We start from the raw sequence: 18,609 nt of genomic DNA on the forward strand, positions 1-18,609 counted from the left end.
GCGCCTTTCTGATTATACACGCCTGCCTTCAAACAAAACACATATCCGCCAATAAATGGGTCGATCACAAAATGGGTAAGGCGGATCATAACAAAAGCGAGACTTTGACATGAACCGCCTTTCTCTCTCCCCTGTTATCATAGGCCTCTCCGCCCTCATTCTTATAGTTAGCAGTTTCAATACGGCCCAAGCCAGCAGCCCGCAGGACGCTGAGAATTTTGTGCAGACCAATGCCCAAGCCGTGATTTCCACGCTGCGCGATTATCGCAGCGGCGGCACCGATCTCAGCGCCGTTAAGCGTGAATTTCGCCAAAAGATTGACGTTCTGGCCGATGTTGATCGCGTGACTAATTTTGTCCTGGGCCGCTATCGCCGCAGCGCAGACCCCGCCGCCCTAGAGGAATTTCGCGGCGTGTTTCGCGAATTTGCCATCAATGCGTATGAGCGTGAGCTGGCCAATTATGGTGGCCAAACCTTAGAGGTTACGGGCTCGGTCCAACGCGGTGAAGGCGATTATATCGTCAATTCGCGCATTTATGGCGGGCCAGAAGGGCGTGAATATGACGTCAAATGGCGCGTCTTAGAGCATAATGGCCAATATAAAGTCGTGGATGCAGAAGTGCTGGGCATTTGGTTGGCGCAAAGCCAACGCGACCAGGTCACCTCCATCATTGGCGATCATGGCGGCGATGTCAGTGCCGCAACCCGCCAACTCCGTAACCGAATGCAGGGCTAAATCCGATGAGCTTCAAGCCTTAGCGCTTGAAGCTCAGGCCTTGGCCAAAGACGCGATATCCAACACAAAATTCGACGCCAAGCCATGGGTGACAATAACACTCTGGCCCGATGACACGCTTTGAGCGAACGCAGCGGAAATTTCAAAGCTCTTATCACCAATATCGAGCATATGGCGCTTGGGCGCTAACAGGCCCACACCGCCCGTTTGGCGCAGGCTTGCCACGCCGCTGGTGCGCATATAAGTGCCGTTTGAGAGATCTTTAGCCGCTTTCTGATAGCGCCCAAGGCACGGCCACAGCGCCCAGATCCAGATCAGGCTGAGCGGTAAAAGGATCACGACAGGGTTAATGAAAAAAGCAAATCCCGGCAGAGCCCATAGCCCTAAGGCGACGCTTAACCCGACCAAGGCCAGACCCAACCCCATCAAGCCAAAGGCCTGGCGTTGACGCCAGGCCTTTAACTTTGCGATGCCCTCAACCGAGACCATCTTGTCCAACTTAACGCTCAAATTTCTGGAATTTGATGCGTCTTGGCATATCCGCATCCGGACCCAGACGGCGTTTCTTGTCTTCCAGATAATCAGAGAATGAACCTTCGAACCATTCCACATGGCTATCGCCTTCAAAGGCCAGCATATGGGTGGCAATCCGGTCAAGGAAGAAGCGATCGTGCGAGATCACCACGGCACAGCCTGGGAAATCTTCCAGCGCCGCTTCCAGCGCGGTCAACGTCTCAACGTCCAAATCATTGGTCGGTTCATCGAGGAGTAAGAGATTACCACCCTCTTTGAGCATTTTCGCCAAGTGGACCCGGTTACGCTCACCCCCAGACAGAACGCCCAGCTTCTTCTGCTGATCGCCGCCCTTGAAGTTGAACGCACCCACATAGGCGCGGCTGGAGACCTCTTGGTCACCCAACATCATCATGTCATTGCCGCCAGAGATTTCTTCCCAGACCGTTTTATTCGGGTCGAGATTATCGCGGCTCTGATCGACATAGCCCAGCTTAACCGTATCGCCCAAAGTCAAAGTGCCACCATCAGGGGTGTCCTGACCGGTGATCATCTTGAACAGAGTTGATTTACCCGCACCGTTGGGACCGATCACGCCCACAACACCGCCCGGGGGCAGAGAGAAAGTCAGATCACGCACCAGCAATTTATCGCCGAAGGCTTTATTAAGATGCTCAACTTCCAGCACTTTACCCCCCAGGCGCGGGCCCGGTGGGATGCGAATGGTGGCGGTTGAGATTTTTTCCTTATCGGCCTTATCGCGCATTTCCTCATAAGCTGAAATACGCGCTTTAGACTTGGCTTGGCGCGCTTTCGGGCTGGAGCGGATCCACTCCAGCTCGCGGGCCAGAGCCTTTTGCTTAGCGCCCTCTTCACGCGATTCTTGCGCGAGACGTTTTTGCTTCTGCTCCAACCAGGACGAATAATTGCCCTCATAAGGGATGCCCTGACCGCGGTCGAGCTCCAACGTCCAATTGGTCAACGCATCCAGGAAGTAACGGTCGTGGGTCACGACCAACAACGCGCCATCATAATTGGACAAGTGATGCTGCAGCCATTGCACGCTTTCGGCGTCCAAGTGGTTGGTCGGTTCGTCGAGCAGCAGCATATGCGGCTTTGAAAGCAGCAAACGGCACAGCGCCACGCGCCGGCGCTCACCGCCCGACAGATTGGTGACATCGGCTTCGGCGGGCGGACAGCGTAAGGCCTCCATCGCCATTTCGATCTTGGAATCGATATCCCATGCATCGCGCGCATCGATCTGCTCTTGCAGAGCGGTCATCTTTTCCATGGCTTCGTCGGTATATTCTTCCGCGATCGCCATCGCAGCCGCGTTGTAATCGTCGTAGATTTTTTTGTCTTCCGAGCCTTCGATTACGTTTTCCCAAACGGTTTTATTGGGATCGAGCTGGGGTTCCTGCGGCAGATAACCCACGCGCACGCCCTTTTCCGCCCAGGCTTCACCGGTGAAGTCCTGATCAAAACCGGCCATAATGCGCAACAGTGATGATTTACCTGCACCGTTAACACCGACCACGCCGATCTTGGCGTCAGGCAGGAAGTGAAGAGAAATGCCAGAGAAAACCTGCTTACCACCGGGATAGGTCTTTGCCAGTTTATCCATGTGGTAGACGTATTGATAAGCCGCCATGTGCCGGACGCGCTCCTAAGGAAGAGGGGGAAGATTAAAATTTAACCCATGCCTATATCCGATCCCGACCGGGTGTGGCAATGGACCCGGTGAGATTTCGCCGTTATCCATCTCAGACAAAGGTCTGACTAAATCGAGCTATACGTTACGCCCCTTACGCGATATCATAATGGCATTGTTTTTTTTGGGGGATGTAATGATTAAATATTTAGTGGGCTTAGGCCTTACGCTTTCTGGTTTGTTCCTGTCGGGATGTGCACCGGAAGAACCCAGAACAATAACAGTCAGCGTTATGGGAGAAGTCACTCAGCCTGCTGAGACTTTTGCTATATCTGTTAGTGTAAACGCCCAGGCTTCTTCTCAATCTGAAGCGTTATCTGATTTGAGCCAGCGTTCAGCACAATTGCTTGAAGTTTTAGGCCAAATGGAAGGACTATCGCACTTCGTAGTCGAAACAGACGGTGTATACGCTAACGCCTTATGCATGAGCGAGCAATCTCGATACAATTCAGATAGGAATACCTCAGCGTGCAATGGCGAATTTATCTATGCAACATCACAAAACATTAGTGTTCGAGCCGCTCCAGCCAACATGCTTGGCAACATGATTAGCCTCGCCATGGAGCATGGAGCCCATTCAGCCCAGTTTCAAAACTTTGGTATCTTTGATGAGATCCAACTTGCAGATTTGACTGTTATTGATGCACTCGCAAAAGCAAGGCGCGAAGCATCCCTTATTGCAGAAGGTCTTAATGGTCGTGTGGGTGATGTCTTAACCGTGACGCCTCGGGTTAGTCGAGAAAGCAGTTACCTACTTCGCCAAGCCCAAAACATGGGTGAACCGCAACAAATTGTTATGCACGCTGCTGCGCCTAGAATTCCTATCCCGACCCAACCCAGTCCCATTATACATAATGAAATTATGACCATCACTTTCGAGCTTTTGCCGAAGGATGAAAGTGAAGCTTCGGATATAGAATAGCCACCCAGCGCCCCACCCAAAAGGTGGGGCTTTTTCATCGCTTGATGTTATCTGATAACACATCCTTCATTGCGCATTTGAAAAAGGCGATTTAGCCTGCCTGCCAAAGGGCGAAATCGCCCATGGTAATAAACGCGGGGAGGAGACGTTTATGCTACGAGTTTTATTACTCTCAGGGGCCAGCCTGGGATTACTGAGCGCATGTGCAGACAATACCGGCGGGGTGGAGCCCCATGCCTTCCGCGGGTCTGCCGCCTATGCCAGCGAAACCGCGCGCCAGATGGCTGCGCCGGTGGATACTCATACTGGGCCCAAGCTGGATATCGAGCGGCTTTATGGTTCGCCCAGCCTTTATGGTGCAACACCGCGCGGTTTGACATTCTCACCAGATGGCGAACGCATCACCTTCCTGCTACCGAAAGAAACCGACCGGCTAAAGCTGGATCTCTGGGCCATGGATGTCGCCGATGGGAATACATACCAGCTGGTAGACAGTGATGTTCTGGCCCCCGAAGAGCGGGCCTTGACCGAGGCCGAGATCCAATATCGCGAGCGTGCACGGATCTCTAATACCGGTATCGTCAGCTATGACTGGGATGCCAATGGCGATGCGGTTCTGGTGCCGCTGGATGGCGATGTCTTCTATGTCGATGTGGAGACCAAAGTCGCACGCCGCCTGAGCGAAACCGAAGCCTTTGAAACCGACGCCCGTGTCAGCCCCGAAGGCGGGTGGGTGTCGTTCATTCGCGACCAAAATCTGTGGATCTATAATCTGGCCACCGGCCAGGAAGGCCCTGTCACGAACGAAGGCGGCGATCTCATCTCCTGGGGTGTGGCTGAATTTGTCGCCCAGGAAGAGATGCAGCGTTATACCGGGTATTGGTGGTCGCCCGATGATCGCAAGATCGCCCTGACCCGTGTCGATGAGAGCCCCGTGGATGTCGTGGAGCGCTTTGAAATTGGCCCCGATGGCGTGGTCGTCCATGATCAACGCTATCCGCGCGCGGGTAAGAATAACGCCTTGGTATCCCTGCATGTCTATGACATTCGCACCAGCCGCATGGTCAATGTCGATCTGGGGGCAGACACCGACATCTATGTCGCGCGCGTCAACTGGTCGGCCGATGGCTCGACCCTCTATGTCCAACGTCAAAATCGTGAACAGAGCCGTTTGGATCTGTTGGCGGTCGATCCCAATACCGGGCGCTCGCGCATTGTCTTGAGCGAAGATGCTGGCCAGTGGATCAACCTCACCAATGACTTCACGCCTTTGGAAGACGGCGGCTTCATCTGGACCTCGGAGCGGACAGGCTTCCGCCATGTCTATCACTATGACGCTGAGGGCAATGCCCGCACCTTGACCTCGGGCGAGTGGGTGGTCGGCAATATCACCCATGTCGATGAAGACAGCCAAGTGGTCTATTTTGAAGGCTGGATGGAGGATCCCACCCAGCGCCATCTCTATTCGGTGTCTTACGGCCCGGATGGGGCCTCAACGCCGCATCAAATCACCTCCGGCGAAGGGCGCTGGGGCGTGTCCATGGGCGAAGGCGGGGCCTTTATCGGATCTTATTCCGACATTCGCACCCCGACCCAGACCGGGCTTTATAATGTCAATGGCGAGCGTGTGGCCTGGATTGAGGAAAATGCCCTCAATGAAGATCATCCCTACTTCCCTTATCTCGATCGCCACGTCTATCCTGAGTTTGGCACCGTGATGGCCGCTGATGGCACGACCGAGTTGCAGTATGAAATCTACCGTCCCGAGGGCTGTGATGGCGCTCATCCCTGCCCCGCCATTGTCGAGGTTTATGGCGGCCCGCACGCCCAGCGCGTCACCAAAGGCTGGCAGTCTTTGAACGATCAGCTCTATGTCCAGGCGGGCTATGTCTATTTCCGCCTCGACAACCGGGGCTCATGGAACCGGGGTCACGCCTTCGAAGCGGCGCTTCATCGCGATATGGGCAATGTGGAGGTTCAAGACCAATTAAAAGGCCTCGACTATCTCAAAAGTCTCGACTTTGTCGATGGCGAGCGGGTCGGTCTATGGGGCTGGTCTTATGGCGGCTATATGACCTTGATGACCACTTTGCAGGCGCCTGGAGCCTATGCGGCAGCCGTATCCGGCGCACCGGTCAGTGATTGGTCGCTTTATGATACGCACTATACTGAGCGCTATATGGGCACCCCTGAGAATAATCCCGACGGCTATGCGCGCTCGGATGTCATGACCCATATCGAAAACTATCAGACGCCAACCTTGATGATCCACGGCATGTCCGATGACAATGTGACCTTCGATCATGCGACACGGGTCTATCACGCCCTGCAAGGGGCCAATCAACCCTTCGAAATGATGACCTATCCGGGTCAACGCCACGGCATTCGCGGCACGGAGCGTCAACGCCATCTGTTGCGCGTCATCTCTGACTTCTTTGCGCGTAAGCTAGATGGGGAGCGTTTGGACTAAGTCCAAGCGTCAAGCCTCAAACACAACCCCCGCAAGCGCGCCTTGCGGGGGTTTTTTATGGCATGGCCCGTGCATGAATAAAATTACGCTCACGCTTTGATTTTTTACTTATCTTGGCGTGCGCACCGCGTTAAGTTTCACTTAACATAGGACCTCCGGCCCGCTATGGTCTGGGGGATAGATGACATAAAATTCGGGCGCGATGTGGGGACATCATCGCCAAAGGTATGAGGGGGAAGCCATCCATGACGTCTGAAGTGATGATCATGAACCGACAGGCCATCGCGCTGGCCGCAGATAGTGCCGTGACCTATGGCGGGGGCACCGACAGCGTTGTGACGTTGGAGGCGGAGAAAATCCTCACCCTCTCACCCACGATCGCCTTGATGGTGTATTCGCGCGGTGATGTGCTGGGCCGCTCCTGGTCACAGATTGCCCATGCCTTCCGCAAGGAATATGGCGATCAAGACTATGCCAGCGTCGAAGAGTGCGCCGCGACCTTCTTTGCTTTCATCGACAATAATCGCCGCCTTTTCCCGGAAGACGACGAGCGCGAAGAGTTTGAAGATCTGTTGCGCGCGGCCTTCTCCACCGTGCTCGATTATGCCAAAGGCCTGCGCAATTATCCCCATTCGCCCTACGCCTCCGATGAAAGCGCGTTCGAAGCCGCCCTCGATATGTATCGCCGCATGCTGGCGCTGGATGAAGGCGGGGAGGTGCGCGACACCTTGGCCGTTTTTGAAGATTTCACTCAAGAAGACTTTAATGGCCTTTATGGCGCGCTCATTGACGCCCTGATCATCGAGGCGCTAGGCATCTATGGCGAAGATGAAGCGGTCCGCGCCAAGCTTTATGACTTTGCCTATATGCTGATGGTCAAACCGGCCTTTTTGGAAACCTATGCCGGTCTCGTCTTTGCCGGCTTTGGTCAGGACGATATCTTCCCGGTATACTCCCATTATTATGCCTCCATCCTGGTCAATGGCGTGATGAAACGCGGCCATGATGAAACCATCCATGTCGCCGTCGATGATGGGCCCAGCGCCTTCGTGCGCACCTTCGCCCAGGCCGACATGACCCACGCCTTCTTGCGCGGTGTTCATCCCACCATGTTCGATCTGATGATCTCGTTGAACATGCGCGCCAATGAAATTGCGGCCGAAGTGGCGTTGACCGAAGCGGGCCTCTCGCGCGATCAAGTCGTCGAGGTCATGGGCCGGATGCAGGATCATGTGCTGCCCGAGCTCTCCATGGAGTTTATTCGAGTCAGCCAAGCCGTTTCACAAGAAGAATTTATCGACCCCTTCATCAAGGTCGTGTCGGCATCGGGTAAGCGCCAAATCGCGGAAACCGCCAAATCACTGGTTGATCTTAACATCCTCAAAACCAATCTCCATATGGTACAGACCGGTGTGGGCGGGGATGTCGATGTCGTGATGATCTCGCGCACGCACGGGGTCGAATGGTTTGCACAAAAGTCCTAATGGATGAAAAGGTTTAGTCCCATGACTACGGACAATACCCGCTTGAATATCGAACGCGCGCGTGAAGCGCTTCACCGCGCCAAACCCTCCAGCTTGGCCGCCATTCGCTCACCGCGTCCGGTGGATCTGCGCCAATTGGATGCTGAGCAAACCCAGCGCGCCAAAATTGACCTGCACGCCGATGCCTTCCGCCACACTTTGCGGGAAAAACTGGGCGTCCATACTTTCAATGGCGATTATCAACCGATGATGACGCCCACGGCGCGCGCATTGATGAATGATCCCATGTGCGATGCGGATGTGTGTATGCCGCGAAGCCTGTCCTCTTTAATGCCGCAACCGGCCCCCGCCCCGCGCCTGGATCGCGGTGAGGACGCACAGATTGATATCAACGCGGTTCTTGAAACCGGGGTCGCCCTGCGTGACGCTCAAGGCGATGACGCCGCCATCACGCCAGAGATCGAGATCACACCCGAAGAAGAGCCCGTAAGTACCGAAGCTCATGCGGAGGTTACGCCCTCCCCCTCTATCGCGACGCACGACAAGGCAATCGAAAGCGACGTTGAGATCGAGAGCCAAGAAGCGCCTTTGACTGAAATGAGCCCGGCCTCTGAAGCGCCGAAGAAGCGCAAAAAATTCCTCGGCCTTTTCTAAGCGGATACGAAGTTACAAAAAAAGCGGTCTCCGGCGAGACCGCTTTTTTTGTTGAATGAGCCAGCCCTTAAGCGACGAGCAGGCGCGCGCAAATCGCCTCCAAGCCCTCTTGGTCAATCTCATCAAAGGCCGCGGGCTGATCACTGTCGACATCCAACACGGCCCGTAAGCGCCCTTCGCCGTCGAACACAGGGACCACGATTTCTGACTGACTGCGCGCATCACAGGCAATATGGCCAGGAAAAGCGTGCACATCGCGCACCAGCTGGGTCTCCCCCGCTTGCGCGGCCGCCCCGCACACCCCTCGCCCGAAGGGAATGCGTAAACAGCCCAAAGTGCCCTGATAGGGACCGACCACCAATTCGTTGGGCTTATGGGGATCGACTTCATAAAAGCCGGTCCAGAAAAAGCGGGGCGCAAAACTAAGGGCCAAAATACAGGCCGCGCTGGCATAGCGGGCCGTGGTGCTGGTTTCACCGGCGACAACGCTTTCAATTTCTTTTAAAAGCTCACGATAGCGCGCGCGCTTGTCCGCAGGTGAGGCCTCTTGCGCCAGGGCTTCGATAGTGGGTTCCGCCATACTGAGTCCCGTTATAGCTGTTGCTCTTGCGCGCTAATATCGGGGTCTTGATGCGATTTGGGAACCACCCGGCTCATCATCGTCAACATATAGCGCTGCATAAAATCACTGACCCGATCGCCCGGCACGGGATGACCCAGCGCATAGCCCTGAACGCCATCACATCCCAATCGACGCAGCACGTCCATCTCGCCCTGGGTTTGTGCCCCCATACCGATGACGTCACTCTTCAGCGCCCGGCCCAAAGCGATCAAGGCCCCCAAAACCTGGCCCTTATGACGGTCCTGATCGGCTTCAGCGATCAGACTGCGGGCAATCTTGATTTGATCAAAGCGAAAATCATTGAGCGCATGTAGGTTAGACAGCCCCGCCCCAAATTCATCCAAGGCCAGTTTAAAGCCCAGAATGCGTAAACGCTCCAGCAAGGGTAAATGGCGCGCCAAATGATCACCCAGGGCCACTTCACTGATTTCCAAACACATCCGCTCTGGCTGAATATCAAATTCCTTCACATAACCTTTTAAAAGCTTTTCCAGATCTGGGTCATCCAATTGCGCTTCTGCTAGATTGACCGACATCGTCAAGCTTTCAGGCCAAAGCTTCAGACGTTCAAAAGCCCGGCGTAAAATCACCCGCCCCAACCCTTGCATCAGTCCACGGTCTTGCGCGATGGGCAGGAATTCCTGCGGCCCCACGGGGGGATCTTGACGCGGCCAGCGGGCCAAAGCCTCAAAGCCGCGAATTTTACCGGTCACCAAGCACGCTTGAGCTTGAAACGCTAAATCAATGCGGCGCGCCTCGATCGCTTCACTTAAAGAGATCTCCAAGGCGAAGCGGCGCTGGCGCGTGGTATTCATAGCTTCATTATAAAAGACGATGATATCTTCACTGTCGCGGATCAACGCACTATCGGTATGCTTTAATAAAGTCTCGCCATCTGCGCCATCAAAGGGATAGACCGCAACCGAGAATTTGAACTCCAAATCCTTTTCCACCGGTTCGTCATGCTTGAGATAGGCTTGGAGCTGGCCCAAAAGGCGCTCTAAGTGAGAGGACAGGGCCTCGACATCCCCACACTCTCGGATGAGCAGCGCAAATCCATCTTCCGTCAGCCGACCCAAGCGCATGGTTTTATCACTCATCGCGCGCAAGGCCTGGGCAACATGCATCAAGCAGGCATCTCGCCCCCCCGGCACATCACTCAAGCGTCCCTTCTTAAACCCAACCCCCATGCGCACGACGGCCAGGTGTTCGTGGTGCGTGGCCGCGTAATTGATCGCGCTATTGACCGCCTCAATAAACAAGCCCCGGCGCGGCAATTGGGTGATACTGTCATGGGTTGCCAGGCGATGCATTTCATCACGGCTGGTTTCCATTTGGCGCAAATCGCGTACCGCCGTGACATAACCATCGCCGCAAAATAACCGCCGGGTTTGCATCTCAACCGGGATATGGTCTTGCATGCCCTTTAAAGTCCCCGGCGCATTGGCACTGTGATAGGGTAAATCATCGCGCGGCCAACCGACTTCAAATAAATCGCTGACTTTAGTGCCTGTTAAAACATGCGCGGGCCATCCGATAAGGTGTGCAAAGGTGACGTTGACATCTACGATGCGTCCGTTTTTGTGAATGATCAAACCTTCAAAGGCGGCGTTGGCCAAATCGCGCATGGCGCGCATTTGACGACGCGCATGCCATAGCCAGGCCCCAAGGCCAGCCACACTCAGCCCCATCGCCCCAATGCCGATCAGGCTCACCACACCCGTGTGCTGGGCCAGCCACGTTACAATTGCCCCAATCATATGTGCGCCTATTGACGATCTCACCAGCCCCTAGGGCTAGCAAACCAGCCTTAAAGGGGCGTTGCACATACGGGCTGAGCATCGCTTACCTTCACGTCGTTTTCCGGTTCATCCCCGCGTGTGTGGGAAGGCTCAGTTTAAGACGTTGCGCAGGGCCTGATAAGGACGAGCTTTCAAAGTCGACATTCGAGGACAGCCCTTACCATCCAATCACCAACATCCACCGCGCGCTCGGGAACAGAGCGCATATGAACTAAGCTCCCGCTCAGTGCGCGCCTATAAGGGTCGTGAGTGACCAAACACCGGCCTGCCAGGCAGCAGCCTGGCATCACAAAGCGCTCTGAAATAAAGGAAAGGGTGGAGCTCAATGAGCCATAACCGAACCCAACGGGTTCGCAAGCGCAAACGCGCGCCGCCCGGCCAGGCCGCCCAATCGGAGGCGTCCGCGACGCGGACTGCCGCGAGATCGATGGAAATGGTGGGCCCGGAGGGACTTGAACCCCCAACCAAGCGGTTATGAGCCGCCGGCTCTAACCAGTTGAGCTACAGGCCCACAAAACTGGCGAGCGAGGAGGTATAGCGGCTCTTTTCGCCCATGCAAGGGCCTAGACCAGCCTGGTGTGATGAAGATGAACGAAGCCCGCGCACGCATTTCAGGGCGCGTTCATCGCGTGGTGTTTAGATCTGCAACGATCAACGGGCCGGGCGCGTTAACACCAGATGGACAAATGCTTGCCTTTTTCTCGCCTTCAACGAAGAGTGGGATGGCCCTTCGAGGGACAAGCGAATATTCGCTTTTTTGGGAGATACCACATGCTACGCACCGCCCTATTATCTTGCGTTTTGGCCTTACCGGTTTTGAACGCCACGCCGAGCTTCGCCCAAGGCGTCCAGATCGTCGATCAACAACCCAGCCTGACTTTAAATGTCGCCGGTGAAGTGCGCGCGGCCCCCGACATGGCCAGCGTCTCTGCCGGGGTCGTCACCCGCGGTGAAAGCGCCGCCGAAGCGCTGGCTGAAAATGCCCGCGTCATGAACGAGGTGTTTGCCCAGCTTAACCGCTCTGGCATTGCTGAACGTGACCGCCAGACCACCAATCTCAGCGTCCAGCCGGTTTATGAAAACCGCCCCTATAATGCCAATGAAGAAGAGCGTGCGCCGCGCATTGTCGCCTATGAAGCGCGCAACACAGTGACGGCGATTGTACGCGATTTGGACAAGGTCGGGCGCACCATTGACGCCTTGGTCAATTCCGGGGCCAATCAATTACAAGGCGTGGAATTTGGCCTGCAAGACCAAAGCATGATCGAAGATCAGGCCCGCCGCCAGGCCATGACCAAGTTGCGCGAACGTGCAAACCTCTATGGCGAAGCGGGTGGATTTGAAATCGGGCGTATTCTGACTTTGAGCGAAAGCGGATCTTACCGCCCCAGCCCTGTCATGTATGCGCGCGCCGAAATGGCCTTTAATGATGGCGCAGCGCCCAGCCCCGTTGCCGGGGGTGAATTGGTGGTCAGCGTCAATGTCAATGCCAGCTTCGCGATCATCGAAGACTAAGGCTCTTACACTGCCAAACACAAAAATGAAGGGAGCTCTTGGGCTCCCTTTTTTTGTCTTACGTGCCTTCAGGCTCTGATTTCGGTAGAAAGTCTTCAACCGGCCTCAGCGCAAAAGACCGCCCCGTGGCGCGTGCGCTTTGCAAGCGGTCACAGCGAAAGGTACGCGGGCCTTCACGTAGATCATCCTGGGCGATGACATACCAGACCGGATATTTCAGCAACAGATAATGCGGCTCAATCACGCGGCGCGAGAGCGCGCCATCTTCGCGCTGATAGCTGATCTCCAGCGCCTCTTGATCCATAAACGCCTGGTGGAGGGCTTGGACCACGGGTTTCGACGGTGGCGCGATGCTCGATTGCACCGGAAGAGAGGCCGTCGGCCCGATCAAGATCCGCGACTTCAAACGCTCTATCCTGGCGCGCTTTTCTGGAGAGAAAGAGGCCACCAATTGGCGACGCACCGCGCCCAGATTACCCAGAAAGATCGCCGAGCCCATATGCTCAGCCACCTCAATACTGATCAGCAAATCAACCGCTTCGGCGTAGGCAAGATTTAACCGCCCCACACCCCATCTGCGATCCAAGCGTACCCCGCCGCCACGTCCGCGATCGGCATCCAGGGGCAGGCCTTGCTCGCGCATCAAGGCCAGATCGCGCGTGATCGTGCGGGCGCTGACGCCATGATGACGCGCCAAATCCTGGACCGTGCAAAGCACATCCTCTTTCAACTGCGCGGCCAGCAGATCCAACCGCCGCATACGATCTTGGGTTTTCGCACGGGTCATCGAACAAATACGACATAAAATGTCGCATTTGACAATAAGAAGCCCTCCACAGCCCTCCCCCCCCTTAAGGAAAGGTCCTCTTATGAAAATCAGCTATTGTGTACTCGGCACCAATGACCGGGCCGCCGCCACATCGTTTTATGACGCCCTCTTCGCCCTGAAAGGCATTACCCAGGTCGCCGCCACCGATCGTATGACCTATTGGCAAACGCCCGATTTTGCCTTTGCTGTGGCCACGCCCTTTGATGAACAACCCGCCACCCATGGCAATGGCACGATGGTGGGCTTTTGCGTCGGCACGAAGGATGATGTCAAAGCCTTCCATCAAAAAGCCTTAGACTTAGGTGGCACCTGCGAAGGTCAGCCCGGCGAGCGCGGGCCGTTCTATTCCGCCTATGTGCGCGATCTGGACCACAATAAGCTCTGCTTCTTCGCCGATTTTGCCTAAGGCCCAATCAAAAAGGGAGCCCACCGGGCTCCCTTCGTTTTATGCTCTCAATGCATAGGCTTAGTGGCCCATAAAGACCTCACGCCCATGCAGATCCTGCACCGGGCGCGCATTTTCATGGAAGATATGGGCGAAAGCTTCGATCTGATCATGCGAGGCTTCCAGCGCGTGGCTCATCACCGTCCAGGACACAATTTCTGAGCAAGGCGGCGTGGTCAAAGAGCCCTGATAGCGATAACCGGCGTGATCACTGGGCAAGAAGGCGGTATAATCAATCGCGCCATCAATATCATGGCTGCCGACATCGCCGGGAATAGCGGACCAAATCTTGGCCAGCTCCGCATTCTCCGCGCCTTCTTCGAAGAAGACACCAACCACGGCGAGATTGCCATTTTCTGCGGCATGCACGAAATGCACTTCCAACGGATAGGCATGGCCATCCACAGTATGCTCACTCATATGGTGGAAGTGAAACTGGATGAGGTTATAGGTCACCCCATCAAGCACCAAGGAACTGCCCGCAGGGGTATTCACCTGGGCGGTGTGACCATTATTCGCAACCTGCAGATGATCGCCGCCGGTCCAATGCAGCTCTGGCATATGGCCATCACCGGCATGGGCATTATGAAGATCAACGGGCGATTGCTGATGCCCCGCGCTGCACACGGCAAATTCCGCGCTGATTTCGCCCCAATGTTCTGGGCCATGCGCACCGTGATAGCCCCACTCATCGCCATAAGCGAGGCTGGAGCCGAACATGACCAATGCAAGAGAAAGTGCCAGCTTCATATTAAACGTCCCTAATTGGGCCCAACCGTAGAGAAGCGGAGGGGCAGGATGGAGTTCAAATTTCAGCCAAGCATCACCCTAAGGAGTGCATACTTCTTAAACCACATATCCAAAAATTAGACCACAAAAAACCCGGCGCGCGGCCGGGTTTTTTTCAGTGTCTTTTGTAGAGCTTAAGCCGCTTTAGGCGCACTGACCACATCATTATGTTCATCCAGCAGGACAACTGTGGGCTTATACGCTTTCGCCGCTTCGGCGGCCATGGCCGCATAGGCCACCACGATGATCCGGTCGCCGACCTGGGCCAGGCGCGCGGCCGCACCATTAATGCCAAAGGTTTTCGAACCGCGCGGTGCCTCAATCGCATACGTGGTGAAGCGATCACCGGTATTGATGTTCAACACATCAACCTGCTCGTGGGGTAAGATACCAGCCGCATCCAGCAGATCGGCATCAATGGAAATGGAGCCTTCATAATGAAGGTCAGCCTGGGTCACCGCCGCGCGGTGAAGCTTGGCTTTCATCATGGTGAGCTGCATAGGGCTGCATCCTTTATAAGTCTTGGGGCCTAACGGGCGTTTTTTCTTGCCAAGAACACATGAGCCCGCATCATACTGGCGCGGGGTATACCTGATCTTACCCCACCAATATAGGGCCTGGACGCACACAGCTAAAGGGGGAGACAAGCGATGAGTGTCATTCGCACAGCGGTTTTACAACATGCCATGCAGGCCGATATGGACCTGAATGCGGATACGGGCGTGCGCATGATTGCCGAGGCCGGTGAGGCCGGGGTTCAATTGGGCGTCTTCCCCGAGGTCCAACTCTCCCCCTTCTTTGCCAAGCATAAGGGCGGCGATGCCAGCGCCTGGGCCATAGATCTTCACCATCCGATCTTGAAGCGCTTTTGCGATGCCGCGCGCGCCGCGCGCATGGTGGTGGTGGCCAATATCTATCTGGAAGATGAGGGAAAACGCTATGACGCCTCGCCGGTTTTCGATGCCGATGGGCGCCTGTTAGGCGTCTCAAAAATGGTTCATATCGCCCAGTTTGATGGCTTTTGGGAGCGTGATTACTACACCCCCGGATCGCGCTTTGCTGTCTATGACACGGCCATCGGGAAGCTGGGCGTGGTGATCTGTTATGACCGCCATTTCCCCGAAAGCTATCGCGCCTGTGCGCTGGCGGGCGCGGAATTTATCGCCACACCAACCTGTGTGGAGCGCGATGAACCCCATGACCTGTTTGAGGCCGAGTTACGCACATTGTCCTATCACAATTCCATCTATGCCCTGTTCGCCAATCGCTGCGGGGATGAAGACGGGCGCAGCTATGCCGGACGATCCGCGATTTACGGCCCTCAAGGTGATCAATTGGCCCGCGCCGGCGACGAGGCCTGCGTATTGATGGCTGATTGCGACAAAGAATTTCGCCAACGGGTCGCACAAAGCATGGATTTCTTAGGGCAATTAAAAAAAGGCCCCTTTGGCAAACCTTAAATTGCGCCCAATTTCGCCTTCTGCCTTTTCCTGACCCCAAGGGTTATGATAAAGTTAACGCAAATTGGGGGATGTGCCGATGCGTGAGCCGAATTCAGGACCCTTATCGCGATTAAAACACCTCTGGCCCATGATCGTGGGTATTGCGGTGATCATCGTGTTCGCCCTGGCCATGAGCCGCCCGGCACATAGCCAACAAGAACGCCCCCAAGCCCAAAACTTTTCCCAAAGCTTTCCCCAAAACATTCAACGCGTCCAAGCTGAAACCCCTGATACGCGCCTTCGCCCCATTGACTGGGACGCGGTCGAACGCGATCTGGCGATCCAGGCCCGGCGTAATCTCTCTTCCACTCAAGCCTTTGCCAGTCAGCCGAATTTCTTGCCTGTGAATGGGGCGAGCCAGGAAGATGTCGCGGCCGCGCGCCTACCGCTTTTGCTACCGCGCATCCGCCTAGCCTATACCTCCCCGCCAGAATTTGACGGGGCTGAGCGCGGTCTCTTCCTGTTTGCTCGTCCTAATTTCTACACCGCGACCTTCTATGTGAACGGCGCGATGGTGGAGCTGATGGGCACGCGCGTCATTCATGTGCGCCTGCCCGCCACGACACAAAGCCAACGGGTCGGCGTCCTCCTCAATAGCGAAAATGGCTTTGTCACCCGCACTGAAAGCGGCATAGAGATGAGCTTTGATCGCTATGGCGCAAGCTATACAATCACCCTCAGCTGCGATGATATGGAGGGCGATCCGCGGTGTTTAGAGCCTGATTATATTCAGTCCATCGCGCGTAGCCTTGAAATACGCGGCGGGCAAAGCGGGGAGTAATCATGAAAAGCATGAAGCTCTCTTACATCCTCGCCGCCGCTGTGGCCGTGATTGCGCTGTTTCTCTTATTCTTTTGGGAGCGCCCAGCCCCGGATCGCACTCCCGATCCGGATGGACCGCATGAACCCGGCGATCCGGACCCCAATCCAGATCCAGATCCCACTCCGGATCCTGACCCCGCGCCCCCTGTAGATAGCGCAGGCATCGAGGTGAGCTTTGGCGATCCCGGCGATCTGGTGGAAGAGTCTGGCACAGGCTTAGAACTGGATTTAAACTTCGCACCGGGCATGCGCTTCCCCGTTGAAAGGCCCCGCGCCTTTGCCAACAGCCAGGTCTATGGCGTCGGCGGTCTTCATGGCCCCGCCGGCGGGCAATGCGATGCGCGCAATTACAGCTATCCCTGGCGCGATAATTTCTGTGAGACGCGCGGCTATGCCACGCCCATGTGTCCCGCAGGAACCGGCCATCAAGGCCAGGATATTCGCCCGCCCCATTGCCCCCCGGCGCAACCGGACGATCAGCGCACCTTCTATGCGGTTGCGACCTTTGACGGCCAAATCACGGGCCTGCATCGTCATGTCATGACCCTGACAGACACTGTGGGCCGCCAGTATAAATATCTCCATCTTGATCCCAATCAGTATGAGGTCGCGTTAGGGGACCTGGTGAGCCGAGGTCAGCGCCTGGGCGTCATCTCCAATTATTTTGGCGACACACCCACCACCTATCATCTGCACTTTGAGATGCGCCAATCGGTGGAGCTGGGTGGGGCTTATGTCATGACCCCCGTCTCGCCTTATGTGGCTTTACGCGAGGCTTATCTGCGCTTGATAGAGGGCGATGAAGACGCATAAAAAAAGGGGAGCGCCAAGCTCCCCTTTTAAACGATTGAGATCTGGGCCTTAACCCTTTTTATGCTCATCGCGCCAACGCTCCATGGACGCTGAGATACCAAAGGTTTCACGGTATTTGGGCGAGCCGGTCGGACGCGGTGGATTGTCTGCGGTGAAATTCATGATCTCGGCCAGCTTGTTATGCGCTGCGCCCGATTGCCCAGCCCCGATATAAGCGTGCAGCTCAACCAGCGCATTGGACAAAGGATCATCGGCCCGGATGACGAAATACGGCTCGTCTTCGGCCAAATGGGGCAAGCAATCAAATTGAGAGGGGTTGGCTTTGGAGCCGAGGGGGGCGGTCATGGCGCGCTCCTGAAAATGGATATGATCTTATGTTAACCCTAACCTAGATTTTGACTTTCGAGGAGCCTCTTTTCCAGCCCATTCTCACAGACCCAGGGGGCGATAGATCGACGCGGGTGATTAAGACTGTACCCACCTTTGCGCGCGAGACTATGGACAAAATTCGTGAGGAGATGCGCATGCCTATTATGCTTTGGGATGACAGCCTGGATATCGGCGTGGCCGAGATGAACCGCGAGCATCAGGGCCTTCTCGACCTCATGAATGCGCTCTATGACGCCTCGCACGGGGGTAAAACCGGACCTGAAGTGCTTGACCTTCTCAAAAAGCTGGAAACCGCTACGGTTGAACATTTTCGCGATGAAGAAGCCTATATGGACAAGATCGGCTTTCCTGGCGCGCCCGGCCATAAGCTGATCCATAAGGATCTGTTGGAGAAATTTGGCACCCATGCCAACGCCATTCGTGCCCAGAACGGCCAAATCAGTGAAGACTTCTTCAAATTTCTGCGCTTTTGGCTGTCCGCGCACATTCGTGGCATCGACATTAAATATGGCCAGATGAGCCACGCCAAGGCGGGCTAAGCCCCGCTCTGCGCAAAGTCTTCTCCAAGCCTTACGAATCCGCCATACTAG

Annotated in this window: 19 protein-coding genes and 1 tRNA gene; 11 read left to right on the plus strand and 9 right to left on the minus strand. The window is 55.6% G+C overall.

Annotated elements, in window-relative coordinates; genetic code table 11:
- Window positions 1–109: 109 nt before the first annotated feature.
- Window positions 110–736, plus strand: coding sequence for an MlaC/ttg2D family ABC transporter substrate-binding protein (locus tag H151_RS0100880; RefSeq protein WP_019959729.1), 627 nt, complete (start codon window positions 110–112; stop codon window positions 734–736).
- A gap of 33 nt (window positions 737–769) precedes the next feature.
- Here H151_RS0100880 and H151_RS0100885 read toward each other — a convergent pair whose 3' ends face one another.
- Window positions 770–1,234: a hypothetical protein gene (locus tag H151_RS0100885; RefSeq protein ID WP_156823325.1), complete on the minus strand. Its 465-nt coding sequence runs from the start codon at window positions 1,232–1,234 to the stop codon at window positions 770–772.
- A 1-nt stretch (window position 1,235) separates the two neighbouring features.
- Window positions 1,236–2,900: an energy-dependent translational throttle protein EttA gene (gene ettA, locus H151_RS0100890; RefSeq protein WP_019959731.1), complete on the minus strand. Its 1,665-nt coding sequence runs from the start codon at window positions 2,898–2,900 to the stop codon at window positions 1,236–1,238.
- 196 nt (window positions 2,901–3,096) lie between these two features.
- On the opposite strand from ettA, the gene H151_RS0100895 reads away from it, so the two are divergent.
- The 4 genes from H151_RS0100895 to H151_RS0100910 all read left to right on the plus strand — a co-directional run bounded on the left by H151_RS0100895 (window position 3,097) and on the right by H151_RS0100910 (window position 8,490).
- Complete coding sequence (locus H151_RS0100895) at window positions 3,097–3,882, plus strand: SIMPL domain-containing protein (protein WP_169336685.1); 786 nt, start codon at window positions 3,097–3,099, stop codon at window positions 3,880–3,882.
- Window positions 3,883–4,033: 151 nt separating this feature from the next.
- Window positions 4,034–6,352: a S9 family peptidase gene (locus tag H151_RS0100900; RefSeq protein WP_083918337.1), complete on the plus strand. Its 2,319-nt coding sequence runs from the start codon at window positions 4,034–4,036 to the stop codon at window positions 6,350–6,352.
- A gap of 245 nt (window positions 6,353–6,597) precedes the next feature.
- Window positions 6,598–7,836 carry a hypothetical protein gene (locus H151_RS0100905; RefSeq protein ID WP_019959734.1) on the plus strand — a complete coding sequence of 413 codons (1,239 nt, stop codon included), beginning with the start codon at window positions 6,598–6,600 and terminating at the stop codon, window positions 7,834–7,836.
- 21 nt (window positions 7,837–7,857) lie between these two features.
- Window positions 7,858–8,490 carry a hypothetical protein gene (locus H151_RS0100910; RefSeq protein WP_019959735.1) on the plus strand — a complete coding sequence of 211 codons (633 nt, stop codon included), beginning with the start codon at window positions 7,858–7,860 and terminating at the stop codon, window positions 8,488–8,490.
- Between the two features lie 67 nt (window positions 8,491–8,557).
- On the opposite strand, the gene H151_RS0100915 is transcribed toward H151_RS0100910, so the two are convergent.
- The 3 genes from H151_RS0100915 to H151_RS0100925 all read right to left on the minus strand — a co-directional run bounded on the left by H151_RS0100915 (window position 8,558) and on the right by H151_RS0100925 (window position 11,425).
- Window positions 8,558–9,070 carry a GAF domain-containing protein gene (locus H151_RS0100915; protein ID WP_019959736.1) on the minus strand — a complete coding sequence of 171 codons (513 nt, stop codon included), beginning with the start codon at window positions 9,068–9,070 and terminating at the stop codon, window positions 8,558–8,560.
- Window positions 9,071–9,081: 11 nt separating this feature from the next.
- Window positions 9,082–10,872, minus strand: a complete 1,791-nt coding sequence (locus H151_RS0100920; protein WP_019959737.1) for a GGDEF domain-containing phosphodiesterase — start codon at window positions 10,870–10,872, stop codon at window positions 9,082–9,084.
- 476 nt (window positions 10,873–11,348) lie between these two features.
- Window positions 11,349–11,425: transfer RNA gene (locus tag H151_RS0100925), tRNA-Ile, on the minus strand.
- Window positions 11,426–11,685: 260 nt separating this feature from the next.
- Here H151_RS0100925 and H151_RS0100930 point away from each other — a divergent pair.
- The gene (locus H151_RS0100930) at window positions 11,686–12,429 is read left to right on the plus strand and encodes an SIMPL domain-containing protein (protein WP_019959738.1); all 744 of its coding nucleotides are present in this window, start codon (window positions 11,686–11,688) and stop codon (window positions 12,427–12,429) included.
- Between the two features lie 58 nt (window positions 12,430–12,487).
- Here the strand turns inward: H151_RS0100930 and H151_RS0100935 are convergent, their stop codons facing one another.
- Window positions 12,488–13,216: a helix-turn-helix transcriptional regulator gene (locus H151_RS0100935; protein ID WP_019959739.1), complete on the minus strand. Its 729-nt coding sequence runs from the start codon at window positions 13,214–13,216 to the stop codon at window positions 12,488–12,490.
- 82 nt (window positions 13,217–13,298) lie between these two features.
- Between H151_RS0100935 and H151_RS0100940 the strand changes: the two genes are divergently transcribed.
- A complete protein-coding gene (locus H151_RS0100940; protein WP_019959740.1) occupies window positions 13,299–13,664 on the plus strand; it encodes a VOC family protein in 366 nt (121 codons plus the stop codon).
- A 60-nt stretch (window positions 13,665–13,724) separates the two neighbouring features.
- Here H151_RS0100940 and H151_RS0100945 read toward each other — a convergent pair whose 3' ends face one another.
- On the minus strand, window positions 13,725–14,453 hold the full coding sequence (locus H151_RS0100945; RefSeq protein WP_019959741.1) for a carbonic anhydrase: 729 nt from the start codon (window positions 14,451–14,453) through the stop codon (window positions 13,725–13,727).
- A gap of 173 nt (window positions 14,454–14,626) precedes the next feature.
- Complete coding sequence (gene panD / locus H151_RS0100950) at window positions 14,627–14,992, minus strand: aspartate 1-decarboxylase (protein ID WP_019959742.1); 366 nt, start codon at window positions 14,990–14,992, stop codon at window positions 14,627–14,629.
- A 150-nt stretch (window positions 14,993–15,142) separates the two neighbouring features.
- On the opposite strand from panD, the gene H151_RS15090 reads away from it, so the two are divergent.
- The 3 genes from H151_RS15090 to H151_RS0100965 all read left to right on the plus strand — a co-directional run bounded on the left by H151_RS15090 (window position 15,143) and on the right by H151_RS0100965 (window position 17,629).
- The gene (locus tag H151_RS15090; protein ID WP_019959743.1) at window positions 15,143–15,952 is read left to right on the plus strand and encodes a carbon-nitrogen hydrolase family protein; all 810 of its coding nucleotides are present in this window, start codon (window positions 15,143–15,145) and stop codon (window positions 15,950–15,952) included.
- Between the two features lie 79 nt (window positions 15,953–16,031).
- Window positions 16,032–16,775: a hypothetical protein gene (locus H151_RS0100960; RefSeq protein ID WP_040758258.1), complete on the plus strand. Its 744-nt coding sequence runs from the start codon at window positions 16,032–16,034 to the stop codon at window positions 16,773–16,775.
- 2 nt (window positions 16,776–16,777) lie between these two features.
- Window positions 16,778–17,629: a M23 family metallopeptidase gene (locus tag H151_RS0100965; RefSeq protein ID WP_019959745.1), complete on the plus strand. Its 852-nt coding sequence runs from the start codon at window positions 16,778–16,780 to the stop codon at window positions 17,627–17,629.
- Between the two features lie 48 nt (window positions 17,630–17,677).
- On the opposite strand, the gene H151_RS0100970 is transcribed toward H151_RS0100965, so the two are convergent.
- Window positions 17,678–17,974, minus strand: coding sequence for a hypothetical protein (locus H151_RS0100970; protein ID WP_019959746.1), 297 nt, complete (start codon window positions 17,972–17,974; stop codon window positions 17,678–17,680).
- Window positions 17,975–18,153: 179 nt separating this feature from the next.
- Between H151_RS0100970 and H151_RS16750 the strand changes: the two genes are divergently transcribed.
- Entirely contained in the window at window positions 18,154–18,558 is a 405-nt protein-coding gene (locus tag H151_RS16750; RefSeq protein ID WP_169336686.1) for a bacteriohemerythrin, read from the plus strand.
- Window positions 18,559–18,609: the final 51 nt, after the last annotated feature.

The sequence above is a fragment of the Woodsholea maritima DSM 17123 genome (assembly GCF_000382325.1).
Lineage (GTDB): Bacteria > Pseudomonadota > Alphaproteobacteria > Caulobacterales > Maricaulaceae > Woodsholea > Woodsholea maritima.

Excerpts from the sequence above, each read along its gene's own strand:
- H151_RS0100880 (WP_019959729.1), top strand. The coding sequence starts at position 110 with ATGAACCGCCTTTCTCTCTCCCCTGTTATCATAGGCCTCTCCGCCCTC.
- ettA (WP_019959731.1), bottom strand. The coding sequence starts at position 2,900 with ATGGCGGCTTATCAATACGTCTACCACATGGATAAACTGGCAAAGACC.
- H151_RS0100895 (WP_169336685.1), top strand. The coding sequence starts at position 3,097 with ATGATTAAATATTTAGTGGGCTTAGGCCTTACGCTTTCTGGTTTGTTC.
- H151_RS0100900 (WP_083918337.1), top strand. The coding sequence starts at position 4,034 with ATGCTACGAGTTTTATTACTCTCAGGGGCCAGCCTGGGATTACTGAGC.
- H151_RS0100905 (WP_019959734.1), top strand. The coding sequence starts at position 6,598 with ATGACGTCTGAAGTGATGATCATGAACCGACAGGCCATCGCGCTGGCC.
- H151_RS0100910 (WP_019959735.1), top strand. The coding sequence starts at position 7,858 with ATGACTACGGACAATACCCGCTTGAATATCGAACGCGCGCGTGAAGCG.
- H151_RS0100915 (WP_019959736.1), bottom strand. The coding sequence starts at position 9,070 with ATGGCGGAACCCACTATCGAAGCCCTGGCGCAAGAGGCCTCACCTGCG.
- H151_RS0100920 (WP_019959737.1), bottom strand. The coding sequence starts at position 10,872 with ATGATTGGGGCAATTGTAACGTGGCTGGCCCAGCACACGGGTGTGGTG.
- H151_RS0100930 (WP_019959738.1), top strand. The coding sequence starts at position 11,686 with ATGCTACGCACCGCCCTATTATCTTGCGTTTTGGCCTTACCGGTTTTG.
- H151_RS0100935 (WP_019959739.1), bottom strand. The coding sequence starts at position 13,216 with ATGACCCGTGCGAAAACCCAAGATCGTATGCGGCGGTTGGATCTGCTG.
- H151_RS0100940 (WP_019959740.1), top strand. The coding sequence starts at position 13,299 with ATGAAAATCAGCTATTGTGTACTCGGCACCAATGACCGGGCCGCCGCC.
- H151_RS0100945 (WP_019959741.1), bottom strand. The coding sequence starts at position 14,453 with ATGAAGCTGGCACTTTCTCTTGCATTGGTCATGTTCGGCTCCAGCCTC.
- panD (WP_019959742.1), bottom strand. The coding sequence starts at position 14,992 with ATGCAGCTCACCATGATGAAAGCCAAGCTTCACCGCGCGGCGGTGACC.
- H151_RS15090 (WP_019959743.1), top strand. The coding sequence starts at position 15,143 with ATGAGTGTCATTCGCACAGCGGTTTTACAACATGCCATGCAGGCCGAT.
- H151_RS0100960 (WP_040758258.1), top strand. The coding sequence starts at position 16,032 with ATGCGTGAGCCGAATTCAGGACCCTTATCGCGATTAAAACACCTCTGG.
- H151_RS0100965 (WP_019959745.1), top strand. The coding sequence starts at position 16,778 with ATGAAAAGCATGAAGCTCTCTTACATCCTCGCCGCCGCTGTGGCCGTG.
- H151_RS0100970 (WP_019959746.1), bottom strand. The coding sequence starts at position 17,974 with ATGACCGCCCCCCTCGGCTCCAAAGCCAACCCCTCTCAATTTGATTGC.
- H151_RS16750 (WP_169336686.1), top strand. The coding sequence starts at position 18,154 with ATGCCTATTATGCTTTGGGATGACAGCCTGGATATCGGCGTGGCCGAG.